General features: G+C 73.0%; 12 protein-coding genes. 4 read left to right on the forward strand and 8 right to left on the reverse strand.

Going from position 1 to position 12,211, the window contains the following annotated elements; genetic code table 11:
- Positions 1-35 precede the first annotated feature (35 nt).
- On the reverse strand, positions 36-962 hold the full coding sequence (locus ACIBW9_RS31970) for a DUF4349 domain-containing protein (protein WP_398960502.1): 927 nt from the start codon (positions 960-962) through the stop codon (positions 36-38).
- Between the two features lie 130 nt (positions 963-1,092).
- Between ACIBW9_RS31970 and hemG the strand changes: the two genes are divergently transcribed.
- Together hemG and hemQ are read left to right on the forward strand one after the other, a co-directional pair.
- Complete coding sequence (hemG, locus tag ACIBW9_RS31975; RefSeq protein WP_398960757.1) at positions 1,093-2,583, forward strand: protoporphyrinogen oxidase; 1,491 nt, start codon at positions 1,093-1,095, stop codon at positions 2,581-2,583.
- Between the two features lie 4 nt (positions 2,584-2,587).
- Positions 2,588-3,319 carry a hydrogen peroxide-dependent heme synthase gene (gene hemQ / locus ACIBW9_RS31980; protein WP_344401859.1) on the forward strand — a complete coding sequence of 244 codons (732 nt, stop codon included), beginning with the start codon at positions 2,588-2,590 and terminating at the stop codon, positions 3,317-3,319.
- 166 nt (positions 3,320-3,485) lie between these two features.
- Here hemQ and ACIBW9_RS31985 read toward each other — a convergent pair whose 3' ends face one another.
- The 6 genes from ACIBW9_RS31985 to ACIBW9_RS32010 all read right to left on the reverse strand — a co-directional run bounded on the left by ACIBW9_RS31985 (position 3,486) and on the right by ACIBW9_RS32010 (position 9,982).
- On the reverse strand, positions 3,486-5,126 hold the full coding sequence (locus tag ACIBW9_RS31985) for an alpha/beta hydrolase (RefSeq protein ID WP_398960503.1): 1,641 nt from the start codon (positions 5,124-5,126) through the stop codon (positions 3,486-3,488).
- A gap of 98 nt (positions 5,127-5,224) precedes the next feature.
- Positions 5,225-6,025: a TIGR04222 domain-containing membrane protein gene (locus ACIBW9_RS31990; protein WP_398960504.1), complete on the reverse strand. Its 801-nt coding sequence runs from the start codon at positions 6,023-6,025 to the stop codon at positions 5,225-5,227.
- 104 nt (positions 6,026-6,129) lie between these two features.
- Positions 6,130-6,888, reverse strand: a complete 759-nt coding sequence (locus ACIBW9_RS31995; RefSeq protein WP_398960505.1) for a DUF4142 domain-containing protein — start codon at positions 6,886-6,888, stop codon at positions 6,130-6,132.
- 72 nt (positions 6,889-6,960) lie between these two features.
- Positions 6,961-8,271: a DUF692 domain-containing protein gene (locus ACIBW9_RS32000; RefSeq protein ID WP_398960506.1), complete on the reverse strand. Its 1,311-nt coding sequence runs from the start codon at positions 8,269-8,271 to the stop codon at positions 6,961-6,963.
- Between the two features lie 124 nt (positions 8,272-8,395).
- Positions 8,396-9,181, reverse strand: coding sequence for a DUF4142 domain-containing protein (locus ACIBW9_RS32005; RefSeq protein WP_398960507.1), 786 nt, complete (start codon positions 9,179-9,181; stop codon positions 8,396-8,398).
- 84 nt (positions 9,182-9,265) lie between these two features.
- Positions 9,266-9,982 (reverse strand): aminoacyl-tRNA hydrolase, encoded by a 717-nt coding sequence (locus ACIBW9_RS32010; RefSeq protein ID WP_398960508.1) that lies wholly within the window; start codon positions 9,980-9,982, stop codon positions 9,266-9,268.
- A 53-nt stretch (positions 9,983-10,035) separates the two neighbouring features.
- Here ACIBW9_RS32010 and ACIBW9_RS32015 point away from each other — a divergent pair, with 53 nt between their 5' ends.
- Positions 10,036-10,896 (forward strand): ATP-binding cassette domain-containing protein, encoded by an 861-nt coding sequence (locus ACIBW9_RS32015; protein WP_398960509.1) that lies wholly within the window; start codon positions 10,036-10,038, stop codon positions 10,894-10,896.
- Positions 10,893-11,564, forward strand: coding sequence for an ABC transporter (locus ACIBW9_RS32020; protein WP_398960510.1), 672 nt, complete (start codon positions 10,893-10,895; stop codon positions 11,562-11,564). The genes ACIBW9_RS32015 and ACIBW9_RS32020 overlap by 4 nt, the downstream gene beginning before the upstream one ends.
- Positions 11,565-12,026: 462 nt before the next feature.
- Here ACIBW9_RS32020 and ACIBW9_RS32025 read toward each other — a convergent pair whose 3' ends face one another.
- Complete coding sequence (locus tag ACIBW9_RS32025; RefSeq protein ID WP_398960511.1) at positions 12,027-12,206, reverse strand: hypothetical protein; 180 nt, start codon at positions 12,204-12,206, stop codon at positions 12,027-12,029.
- Positions 12,207-12,211 lie beyond the last annotated feature (5 nt).

Genomic DNA, 12,211 nt, shown 5'->3' on the forward strand with positions numbered 1-12,211 from the left:
CGCTACGGGGGCGCGGCATTTCAGGCCCGTGCCCGTCACTCCTCGTTCTTGCCGTTCGCCGGTGCCGCCGAGGACTCCAGGGCGGGGCGGTGCGGCAGCCGGGGCCGGACGAGCCGCAGCCACACCAGCGCGAGCAGGGCCGCCACCGCGGCGAACGGCAGCACCGCGCCGAACGCCACCGCGAGCCAGCGCAGCATCGTCACGAACGCGCCCCAGCCGCCGGCCAGCGCGTCCAGGAACCCGGGGCTCTCGTCCTTCGCGGCCGCCTTCACCGGTGTCTCCGAGAGGGACAGGGTGATCGTCGCGAGGCTGGTGCGGTCCTTCAGGGAGGCCTGCTGGGCGAGCAGCGCCTCCAGATCGGCCTCCCGGTTGCTCAGCTCGCCCTCCAGCGCCACCACGTCGCTGAGCTTGCCGGCCCGGTCCATCAGCTCCCGGACCCGGGCCACGCTCGCCCGCTGCGACCTGAGGCGGCTGTCCACGTCGACGACCTGGTCGGTGACGTCCTCGGCCTTCGCGGTGCGGTCGAGGAGCCGGCCCGCACCCTGAAGGCCGGCGAGGACCTCGTCGTACCTGTCGACCGGCACACGCAGCACGACACGGGTGCGCTCGTGGCCCTTCTCGTCCCGGCTGGTGGTCTCGTCGCCGACGTAGCCGCCCGCGTTCTCGGTCGTCGTACGGGCCTCGTCGAGTGCCTTCGGTACGTCCTTGACCTGCACGGTCAGCGAGGCGGTGCGGATGATGCTGCTCGCGGTGAGCTTCGGCGCCCGCTTGGCCCCGGCGCCGCTCGCGTTCCTCTCACCGCCCGGCGCGGCGGCCTTCCCGTCGCTCCGGGCGGCCTTGTCGGCGGTGGTGCCGCCTCCGGAGTCGGAGTTGCTCCCGCTGCATCCGGTGAGTGCGAGAGCCGCGGCGAGCAGGATCGCGGCCAGGGCCGGGACGGGTCGTACGGGACGTGGTGCGCGCATGTGGGTGTACCCCCGAGGGTCGTGACGACTGACGCTCCTTCGACGCCCCAAGAGGCCGGGACGTTTGGATCCGGACGGTCCCGAAGCGGTCACGGTCGGGACTCGTGAAGGACACCGGGTCGCCGACGGGCTGTCAGAGGGGTCTGAGACGCTTGAGGACATGCGCGAAGTGGAGAGTCGTACGGGCGCCGGGCGGGTCGTCGTCGTCGGAGCCGGGATCGCCGGACTGGCCGCGGCCCACCGGTTGTTGCAGCAGGGTGCGCGGGTCACCGTGCTGGAGGCGTCGGACCGCGTCGGCGGCAAGCTGCTGCCCGGCGAGATCGCGGGCGCGCGCGTGGACTTCGGCGCCGAGTCGATGCTGGCGCGCAGACCGGAGGCGGTGGCCCTCGCCCGCGAGGTCGGGCTCGACGACCGGCTGCAGCCGCCGGCCACGGCGACGGCCTCGATCTGGACCCGCGGCGCCCTGCGTCCCATGCCCAAGGGCCACGTCATGGGCGTCCCCGGCACCGCCGCCGCGCTGGCCGGCGTCCTGTCCGACGAGGGCCTGGCCCGTATCGAGCGCGACGCCGACCTGCCGCGCACGGAGGTCGGCGACGACATCGCGGTCGGCGAGTACGTGGCGGCCCGGCTCGGCCGCGAGGTCGTCGACCGCCTGGTGGAACCCCTCCTCGGCGGCGTCTACGCGGGCGACGCCTATCGCATCTCGATGCGCTCGGCGGTCCCGCAGCTGTACCAGGTCGCCAAGACGCACGACTCGCTCACGGAGGGCGTTCGGGAGCTCCAGGCCAGGATGGCCGCCGCCCAGCAGACCGGACCCGTCTTCATGGGCATCCGGGGCGGCATCGGCAGCCTGCCCCTCGCGGTGGCGGACTCGGTGCGCGCACGCGGCGGCGAGATCCTGACCGGGACGCCGGTGACCGAGCTGCGCCGCGAGACCTCCGGCGGCTGGCGTGTCGTCGCCGGCGACCGTGTGCTGCACGCGGACGCCGTCGTCGTGGCAGTCCCCGCCCCCGCGGCCGTCGGCCTCCTGCGCCCCGAGGCCCCGGAGGCCGCCACGGAACTCGCCGCCGTCGAGTACGCCTCCATGGCCCTGGTCACCCTCGCCTACCGCCGCGCCGACACCGCCCTCCCCGAGGGCAGCGGCTTCCTCGTCCCGCCGGTGGACGGACGCACCATCAAGGCGTCGACCTTCGCCTCCCAGAAGTGGGGCTGGATCGCCGAGGAGAACCCGGACACGGTCGTCCTGCGCACATCCGTCGGCCGGTACGGCGAGACCGAGATCCTCCAGCGCGAGGACACGGGCCTGGTGGACGTCTCCCGTCACGACCTGCGCGAGGCCACCGGACTGGACGCAACCCCCCTCGAAACCCACGTCACCCGCTGGACCGACGGCCTGCCCCAGTACCCCGTCGGCCACCACGCCCGCGTGGCCCGCATCCGCGAGCACGTCGCCAAGCTGCCGGGCCTCGCCGTCTGCGGTGCCCAGTACGACGGCGTCGGCATCCCGGCCTGCATCGCGAGCGCTTACGCGGCCGTCGACCAGATCGGCGGGGACCTGAGCGGTGTGGAGGAGCTCACCGCCAACCCGGTGCAGAGTCTGCACGGCGGAGCGGGAGAATAGCCGCATGAGTGACGACGCCCCCACCACCGCCCCGGACCGCATCGCGAACAAGGGCAAGCTGGCCAAGGACCTCAACGAGGTCATCCGCTACACCCTGTGGTCCGTCTTCAAGCTGAAGGACGTGCTGCCCGAGGACCGCGCGGGCTACGCCGACGAGGTCCAGGAGCTGTTCGACCAGCTCGCCGCGAAGGACGTGACGATCCGCGGCACGTACGACGTCTCGGGCCTGCGCGCCGACGCCGACCTCATGATCTGGTGGCACGCGGAGACCAGCGACCAGCTGCAGGAGGCGTACAACCTCTTCCGCCGCACCAGGCTCGGCCGCGCCCTTCAGCCGGTCTGGTCGAACATGGCGCTGCACCGCCCCGCCGAGTTCAACCGCTCGCACATCCCGGCCTTCCTCGCCGACGAGACGCCCCGCAACTACGTCAGCGTCTACCCCTTCGTGCGCAGCTACGACTGGTACCTGCTGCCCGACGAGGACCGCCGCCGCATGCTCGCCGACCACGGCAAGATGGCCCGCGGCTACCCGGACGTGCGCGCCAACACGGTCGCCTCGTTCTCCCTCGGCGACTACGAGTGGATCCTGGCCTTCGAGGCCGACGAGCTGTACCGCATCGTCGACCTCATGCGCCACCTGCGCGCCTCCGAGGCCCGCATGCACGTCCGCGAGGAGGTCCCGTTCTACACGGGCCGCCGCAAGGACATCGCGGAACTCGTCGCGGGCCTGGCGTAAGCAGGCCGAGCGAAATTCGCTGCGGTTCTGCCGCGCCCCAACGGGGCGCGGGGCTGTATCGATATGCGGCTCCGCCGCGTGGGCGCGACCAGCCACGACGGCGCCGCAGTCGGGCACGGTCATTGGGCCCCGCGGCGGCGCCGCAGATCCGCCAGGCAGCGCACCGTCACGGCCGGGCCGTCTTGCCCTTCAGGTTCTCCTTGATGGGCGCCGGGTGTGCCCGGCCGTCCGTCGCGGCCGGGTTAGGCTCCGCGTGCGGGGCGCAGGACGCCTCCTCCTCCGGCAGCCGGCCCTCCAGCAGATACGCGTCCAGGTAGCCGTTGATGCACCGGTTCGGGCCGCCCGCGATGCCGTGCGTGCCCGCCCCCCGCTCGGTCACCAGGACCGAGCCGTTCAGCCGCCGGTGCAGCTCCACGGCACCGTCGTAGGGCGTTGCCGCGTCCCGCTCGGCGGCCAGGATCAGCGTCGGCGGCAGCTCACCCGGCCCGGTCCGCACATCGAGCGGCTGCTGCCGGGGCGCCGGCCAGTAGGCGCACGGCAGGTTCATCCACGCGTTGTCCCAGGTCTCGAAGGGAGCCACCTGCGCGAGCTGCGTGTTGTCCTGGTCCCAGACCTTCCAGTCCGTCGGCCAGGGCGCGTCGTTGCACTCGACGGCGGTGTACACCGCGTTGGTGTTCTCCGCCTCGGCGGCCGTCTCGGTGGCCGGGCCGGCCTGCTCGACCAGCGGCTTCGCATCGCCCTTCAGATACGCCGACAGCGCCTTCGCACGGGTCGCCCAGTAGTCGTCGTAGTACCCGGCCGACAGGAACGCCGCCTGCAGTTCCGCCGGTCCCACCTTGCCGCCCGCCGGCTTCGCCGCCAGATGCTCGCTTGCCTTCTCGTAGCTGGCCTGCACCGCGTCGGCCGTCTTCCCCAGCCCGTACACGTCGTCGTGCCGGGCGATCCACTCCCGGAAGTCCGCCCAGCGCTTCTCGAACGCGGCCGACTGGTCGAGGTTGTTGCGGTACCAGATCTGCTCGGGATCCGGGTTCACCGCCGAGTCGAACACCATCCGCCGCACGTGCGAGGGGAACAGCGTCGCATACAGCGCCCCGAAGTAGGTGCCGTAGGACGCACCCATGAACGTCAGCTTCTGTTCGCCCAGCGCCGCCCGCACGACGTCCAGGTCACGGGCGTTGTTGAGCGAGTTGAAGTACTGCAGACCGCCGCCGGACCGCTTGGCGCAGCCGGTCGCGTAGGCCTTGGCCTCCTTGATGCGCTCCTGCTTGTACGCCTCCGAGGGGTACGTCGGCGCCTGCGAGGGTGCCTTGAAGAAGAGCTTGGGCTCCTCGCAGGACAGGGGTGAGGACTTGCCGACGCCGCGCGGGGAGTAGCCGATCAGGTCGTAGGCCGCCGCGAGCCGCTTCCACTCCGGGAGCATCCCGACGAGCGGGAAGTACAGGCCGTCGCCGCCGGGCCCGCCGGGGTTGTAGACCAGGGCGCCCTGGCGGGGCACCCGCCGCTTGCTGTTCTGGGGGTCCTTGTGCGTGGCCGTCACCCGGCTGACGGTCAGCTTGATCTGCTTGCCGCGGGGATGCGCGTAGTCGAGCGGCACGGACACCGTGCCGCACTCCATCTTGCCCGGCATGTCCTGCGCGGCGGCGCACTTCCCGAACTCGATGCCGGCCGCCCGGGCGCGCGCGGCGGCCACCGCCGTGCCCTGCAGCTCGGCCGCGTCCGGGGCGACGGGGGCGCTGCCTGCCGGGGCGGCCACGAGGGCGGTCAGGACCAGCGATCCGGCGGCCGAGTAGAGGGCGGCAGCTCTCATGACGTATCCCTTCGGTGCATGGCAGCGACAAAAGGGATGTTTCGTTCGGTGCATGCAGAAGGCAAGCACCGCCCCGGCGGTGTCGGCCTCAATGCCCCCTATGCGCCCCTGACGTGTGGTTCGCGCCAGGACTGCTCGCGGTGCGCGAAAGCTGCGCGCAGGTCCGGTTCGCCGATCGCGCGGACGCCTCGTACGGCGACGGTGGTGAGATACGTACGGTCGTCACCGTTGGAGGCGCGCCGGGTCAGGGCGCCCAGCAGCCGCTGCCCGGCCGGGGAGGCCCAGCGCGAGTAGGGGTGGGCCTCGATCCGGGCGATGGCGAGGCAGCTCAGCGTCAGCGCGAGCGGCAGGGCGAACCAGAGGGCGATCAGGCCGCGCGGCATCTCCGGCCGGGCGGGCAGCAGCAGCGCGATCGCGCCCAGCACGAGCACGGCCAGCGCGGCGAGCTGTACCTGGCGCACTCCGGCCGCGACGGTGGTCCGGGCACCGGCGGGCACGGCCAGGCCCGCGTCGACGAGCCGGTCGCCGAGACCGGCGACGGCGTCCGCGGAGGCCGCCGCGGCCCGGACCGGGGCGATGCGGCTCTGCCCCTCCGGCCCGATGGCCCCTATGACGGACCGCTCCATCTCGTCCCGGCCGCGCGGGTCGACCACCGTCGCCCAGCCCGTGTGGGCGAGCAGCAGGCGCCGCTGCCGGGCCATGGAGACCAGGGTCAGATCGGCGACCCTGCCGGGTCCGCCGGACAGGAACGCGGCCTCGTAGAGCGTCAGATCATGATGCCTGTCCTGCGCTGCGAGGTCCGCGTCCGCGGCCGCCGCACGTACGGCGGCCAGGCACAACCGCGTGCACGCGGTACCGGCGACGGCCCAGGCCGGCAACAGGAGAACAACCCAGAACATGCCGCGTTTCTATGCCAGATGCCCCGGGAAATGCCATGCCCTTTTCACGATGTGGACGGAGTGTTGTGGGTATGTGACGTTCCGTTTGCCGGGCCTGGCAGAGGTCACGGCGGCGGACTGGAGGCGGCCGGCGGCAGCGTGTAGGTCGGGGACGAGGACGGCTCCAGCGGGAGGACGGGACCGGGGCCCGTGGTCGGGTCGGCCGGCGGGGGAGCGCTCGGGGAGGCCAGGTCCTGGGCGAGGGCGTCCCAGTTGATGTAGCCCGTGGCCTCCAGGACCTTGATGTGGTCCAGCACGGTCGTGTTGGCGTCGTCGGCGAGCGCGCGCACCAGCGAGTTGCGGGTGCTCGCGCGGACCTGGGCGACGACCGAGAACACCCTGCCGTGGGCCAGCCGCAGGATGTTGGCGAACTTGCTGTCGTAGTCCGTGCCCTGCGCCGCGTTCAGGGTCGCCAGCCACTGCTTCTGCTGGTCGTTGGGCTCGTTGGGCAGCTGCAGCCCGAGCTTGGCCGCCACGTCCCGTACCCGCTGGTCGAGGAAGGTGTGCCCCAGAACCAGGTGCTGGCCCGCGGTCCGTACGGCCTCGGTGGTCCCCTTCTGCTCGGCCTGCTGTCCGGCGGGCAGCTCCCACAGGCCGGCCAGCCGGACCTTCGTGATGAAGTCGCGGTCGAGCGCGGACAGCGGCCCGTACTGCGTCGAGACGGTTTCGGCGTTCAGTACGTCGGCGCTGACGCCGGTGCCGGACCGGTCGGCGTACGACCAGATCGGGAAGATCAACGCCAGCAGGGTGGCCGTCAGGCCGATGATGATGACCCCGGTGCCGCTGAATATGCCTCGGCCGGTGACAGGTGGTCGCGGTCGCATGGTGCCTCCTACGGCACCGCATATTACTGCGGGGTTCGGCGGTCCCCGCTGTCGCGGCCGTCACCCTGGCGCTCAGCGGTGCAGGAGCACCCGCCGGGCCGCCCTGGCCATCCGCACCGCCGGCCGCTGTGAGCGCGGGACGGGCCCCGACCGCTCCAGCCACCACTGCCTGAGCTCCCGCCGGGCGCGGCTCTCTTCCAGGCGTCCGTCGAGCAGCAGCTGCCCGGCGAAGTCCAGGGCGTCCCGGCGGTAGCCGCCGGTCATCGGGTGACGCTGGGCGTACGAGAGAAAGGCGGGCCGGTAGGCGTCCCCGAGGATCTCCGGCAGCTCGGGCGCGACCTTGGCCACGACATCCGCCCGCTTCCCGGCGAGCGCCCGCGCCTGCACCCCGAGCCGCACCCGGTCGAACCCCTCCGGCACGGGCGTCCCGGCCACGAGCGCGGACAGCAGGGCGGCCTGGGCGAGCCCGAGTCGCTGCCGGGCGGCGTCGCTCGCCGGGGCGACGACGGAGTCCGGGGCCGCCTCCGCCGCCTCTGCCACGGTCTCCTCGCATATCGCCCGTCCCTTCGCCACGGCTGCCCGGATGGCCTCCAGCTCCCCTTCCAGCTCGGCGGGTTCGGGAAAGTTCTCGTCCCTCTCCAGCAGTACCCCGGGCGGCGAGACCCGCGAGGCGAGGTCGGTCAGGATGTCGAGGACCGGCTGCGGCACCGGGTGGGCGTGGCTGTCGTGCCAGACGCCGTCGCGTGCGAAGCCGCCCGCGACATGGACGTACGCGACGGCCTCCAGCGGGAGTTCCGCGAGCGCCTTCGCCGGGTCCTCGCCGCGGTTGACGTGGTTGGTGTGCAGGTTGGCCACGTCGATCAGCAGCCGCACGCCCGTCCGGTCGGCGAGCTCGTACAGGAACTGCCCCTCGGTCAGTTCCTCGCCCGGCCAGGAGATCAGCGCGGCGATGTTCTCCACGGCGAGCGGCACCGGCAGGGCGTCCTGTGCGATGCGGACGTTCTCGCACAGCACGTCGAGGGCGTCCCGGGTGCGCGGCACGGGCAGCAGATGACCGGCCTCCAGGAGCGGGGACGCCGTCAGCGGCCCGCCGGCCCGTACGAACGCGATGTGCTCGGTGACCAGCGGCGCACCCAGCGCCTCGGCCCGCTCGGCGAGTGCGGTGAGCCGGTGCTCGTCGGGCCGGTCGGCGCCGCCGAGGCCGAGCGAGACGCCGTGCGGGATCACGGTCACCCCGCGCTCGCGCAGCCGCCGCAGCGACTCGGGGAGGTGCCCTGGGCACACGTTCTCGGCCACGGCCTCGACCCAGTCGATGCCCGGCATGCGTTCCACGGCGTCGGCGATCTCCGGCCGCCACCCGATGCCCGTTCCCAGTCGCTCCATGGTCCGTCCCCTCCCTGCCGTCTCCTCGAAGAACGTGACGGGGGTATGGCCCCGCCGCTCGGACGCGAATCCCGTCGCCGGGACCTTCAGAGCAACATTTGAGGTTCGGCGCGGTCGGCTCGGCTCACCGCAGCACACCCTCGGAGTCCACCGGATCCGGCCGGCTGGTGTTGACGGTGCCCGGGGCGCCCGGCGACGGCCGGGAGGTCGTGCCGATGTCACCGGTGGCCTCGGCGGCGGGCGCCGAGGGCGCCACCTGGCCGGGGACCGGTGCGGACGGGCCGGTGGGGCTGGCGGTCGTGGTGGCCACCGCGTCGTTGGCGATGGCGTCGAAGTCGACCCGGCCGGTCTTCTCCAGCACCGTGATGTGGTCGAGGACCGTCTGGTTGGCGTCCGAGGCCAGCTGGCGTACGAGCGTGTTCCGGGTGGAGTTCCGGACGGTGCCGATGGCCGGGAAGATCTTGCCGTGCGCGGAGCGCAGCAGGTTCACGAACTTGTACTCGTACTCCGCGCCCGTCGCCGCGGTCATCTCCTGCAGCCAGCCCTGCTGTTGTTCGTTCGGCTGGTTCGGCAGTTCGACGCCGAGCCGGGCCGCGACGATCCGTACCCGCTTGTCGAGGTCGGTGTGGCCGACGATGAGGTGGTCGCCCGCCTCCTTGATCGCCTGGCTGGGCGCGCGCTCGACCGCCTGCTGCCCGGCGGGCAGCTCCCACAGGCCGGCCAGCCGCACCCGCACGATCAGATCGCGGTCGGCGGCGGTCAGCGGGCCCCACTGAGTGTTCACCGTTCCCGCCGCGACGTTGGCCTGACCCGTGCCCGACCGGTCGGCGTAGGACCAGACGGGGAACGCGATGACTCCGATGGTGACGACGATGGCCGCGAGGAGCAGGGCCGTACCGTTGATCCGCATGCCGGGAAGTACGGGCGGGGCCCCCGCATTGTTCAAGCGGAAGAAAAAAAGCTAAATGACTGGCAAAGCCGCAGCGGGTCCGGGTCAGCGCAGCGCCGGGTGATCGGCCACCACCGTGCAGGAGCCGGGCGCGATCTCGGTGAAGCCCGCGTCCCGCACCAACGGCAGCCCACTCGTGGTCAGTTGGCCCCAGCGTCCCGGGTCGGCGCTCCGTACGGCGAGCGGGAAACCCGCGTCCCGCCAGGCAGTCCGCTCCTCGTCCGACAGCTCCCACCAGGCCAGTTGGGCACCGTGGCCCGCCTGCGCCATCGCCTTGCCTGCGGACATGTCGAGGTCGGGGTTCAGCCACAGCACGGGCACCGCGGGATCCGCCTTCGCCGGCGGCTCCGGGTCGTCGAGATCCGTGCCGGAGACCTGCAACCTGGCCAGGTCCTTGGGCCATCCGTCGAGCGGTACGGGCGGGAACACCCGTACCTCCGCCGACTTGCCGCTCACCGTGATCCCGGGCAGCGCCTCGGCCCGCCGCCACTCGGCACCGCGGGCGCGCCGCACCACCTTGCGGATCCGGGCGTCCTGCCAGTCCCGCATGACCTGGGCCCACTCCCCGTCGCCGAGGGAGCGCTCGTCGCTGAGCATCACCAGTACGGCCCGGGCGGCGGTCTCCAGTGCGTCGGTACGGGCGGGCGGTGCGGCCTTCTCGATGTGCACGACGAGAGGCAGCACGAACTGGGGTGCCTGATCGCGCTCGTTGGGCTCGGACCGGAAAGGGCTGTCGTCGGCGGACGTCACATCTTGGCTCACATCGGCCAACCTTAAGGGGGTGCCGGGCCGTGCCGGTTTGCGAGGATGCCGTCATGCAACGTGATCTTCGGCTCGACAACGTCGGCCGCCGCTACGGCATGCGCGGCCCCTGGGTCTTACGCGGCGTCCACCTCGCCGTCGTGCCGGGCACACTCACCCGCGTCGAAGGGCCGAACGGCACCGGCAAGTCCACCCTCCTGCGTCTGCTGGCCGGCCTGGACGCCCCCAGCGAGGGCCGCATCACCGGCCGCCCCCGCACGGCATACGTCCCCGAACGCTTCCCGTCGGCCCTCCCGTTCACCGCGCACGGCTACCTCACCCACCTCGGCACCATCCACGGCCTCTCCCGCCGTACGGCGATCCGCGCCGCGGGCGAATGGCTGGACCGCTTCGGGGCAGCCGCCCACGCCCGCACCCCCATGGCCCAGCTGTCGAAGGGCAGCAGCCAGAAGGTCGCCGTCGCGCAGGCCCTGCTCGCCGAGCCGGAGCTGCTCGTCCTCGACGAGGCCTGGACCGGGCTGGACGTCGCCGCCCGCACCGAACTGGAGCGGGCCGTCGCCGAGCGCACCGCCGCGGGCTGCGCCGTGGTCTTCGTCGATCACGACCCGCGCCGACTGGCGGGCGCGCCCGACACCACGTACACGGTGCGTGACGGCGGCCTCGAACGCCGTACCCGCGAGAACGCCGTGACGCACGACGGCCCGCGGGTGGTGGTCGAGGTGCAGGGCGGGCAGCCGCCCGTCGAGGCACTGGGCGCCCTCGTCTCCGTGGAGGAGACCGCACCGGGCACCTACCGCCTCACCGTCCCCGCCTCCCACTCGGACGTCGTACTGCGCACCCTGCTGACGGCGCGCCCGCCGTGGCACGTGGTCAGCGTGCAGGCCCTCGACAAGGACGGCCGGGGGGAGCGATGACCGCCCTCCTGCGCTACCAGGCCGCCCTTCTGCTGCACTCGCAGCGCTGGCTGCCGCCGGTCATCCTGTACGCGGCGTTCCTCGGCATCGGTGTGCAGAGCGGGCAGCCCGTCCTCGACTCGCTGGGTTACACGGCCGCGGCGCTGCTGCCCGTCGCCGCCTGGCTGGTACGGATCTGCGTCACCGTCGAGCCGCCCGCGGCCCGTGCCTGCGTGGCCGCGGCCTCCGGGCCTGGGCGGGCGCATCTGGCCCGGCTGCTGGTGGCCCTGATCGCCGCGGCGGCGCTCGGTACGGCCGCGGTCCTCGTCGTGACCCTGATCAGCGCGCCGGTCAGCACGGACAACCGGACCCGGATCGCACTGCTCCCGGCGGCCGCGGCCGGGCTCCTCGCCGCGCAGGCCTGCGCACTGCTCGGCACGGCGGTCGGCGCGCTCACCAACTATCCGGTACTGCGCGCACCCGGCCGCGCGGTCCCGGCGATGCTGCTCACGGCGCTGCTGTCGGCGGTGACGACGGGCTCCCCGGCACAGGCGGCGGTCAGCGACCTGGTCACCGGCTCCCAGTCGGGCAGGATCCCCACCCCCCTGCTCCCACTGACCACGGCAGCCGTCCTCACAACAGCAGCGATCACAACGGCCTGCACCCTCACATCCCGCCGCTCACCCTGAATGACCGCTCCGCTGGGGGCAGGGGTGCGGCGGCCTGAGCTGTCGGGTTCCGTTGCTGGGCTTGGATCGGCGCTCGGCTGGGGGCATTAGCGACCCTGCGGGCCGGCGGGGGCGGTCGCGCTCACGCGGCGGCGCCGCAAATCGACGCAGCCCCCGTGCCCCTGTGGGGGTGCGGCGGCTCGAGCTGTCGGGTTCCGTTGCTGGGCTTGGATCGGCGCTCGGCTGGGGGCAGCAGCGCCCCTGCGGGCCGGCGACTGCTCGCGCTCACGCGGCGGCGCCGCAAATCGACGCAGCCCCGAGCCCCTGTGGGGGTGCGGCGGCTCGAGCTGTCGGGTTGCGTCGCTGGGCCTGGGGCGGCGCTCTGCTGGGGGCAGCAGCGACGCTGCGGGCCGGCGGCTGCTCGCGCTCACGCGGCGGCGCCGCAAATCGACGCAGCCCCCGCCCCCTGGGGCGGTCCGTTGTTCAGCCGGAGCAGGCGGTGCGCTGGGCCTCCTGCCACTCGCACACCGGGCACAGGGTGATGCCCTTGTACGACTCCGGGTACTCCGTCGGCTCGCGGCAGAGTACGCACTCGGCATACGGCGGTCCGTCCGCCCGGGGCGGCTTCGTGGCGTCGCGGATGGTGCAGTAGTCCTCGCTCACCCCTC

Origin of the sequence: Streptomyces sp. NPDC049541, from assembly GCF_044465725.1 — a bacterium.
Lineage (GTDB): Bacteria > Actinomycetota > Actinomycetes > Streptomycetales > Streptomycetaceae > Streptomyces.

Excerpts from the sequence above, each read along its gene's own strand:
- ACIBW9_RS31970 (WP_398960502.1), bottom strand. The coding sequence starts at position 962 with ATGCGCGCACCACGTCCCGTACGACCCGTCCCGGCCCTGGCCGCGATC.
- hemQ (WP_344401859.1), top strand. The coding sequence starts at position 2,588 with ATGAGTGACGACGCCCCCACCACCGCCCCGGACCGCATCGCGAACAAG.
- ACIBW9_RS31985 (WP_398960503.1), bottom strand. The coding sequence starts at position 5,126 with ATGAGAGCTGCCGCCCTCTACTCGGCCGCCGGATCGCTGGTCCTGACC.
- ACIBW9_RS31990 (WP_398960504.1), bottom strand. The coding sequence starts at position 6,025 with ATGTTCTGGGTTGTTCTCCTGTTGCCGGCCTGGGCCGTCGCCGGTACC.
- ACIBW9_RS31995 (WP_398960505.1), bottom strand. The coding sequence starts at position 6,888 with ATGCGACCGCGACCACCTGTCACCGGCCGAGGCATATTCAGCGGCACC.
- ACIBW9_RS32000 (WP_398960506.1), bottom strand. The coding sequence starts at position 8,271 with ATGGAGCGACTGGGAACGGGCATCGGGTGGCGGCCGGAGATCGCCGAC.
- ACIBW9_RS32005 (WP_398960507.1), bottom strand. The coding sequence starts at position 9,181 with ATGCGGATCAACGGTACGGCCCTGCTCCTCGCGGCCATCGTCGTCACC.
- ACIBW9_RS32015 (WP_398960509.1), top strand. The coding sequence starts at position 10,036 with ATGCAACGTGATCTTCGGCTCGACAACGTCGGCCGCCGCTACGGCATG.
- ACIBW9_RS32020 (WP_398960510.1), top strand. The coding sequence starts at position 10,893 with ATGACCGCCCTCCTGCGCTACCAGGCCGCCCTTCTGCTGCACTCGCAG.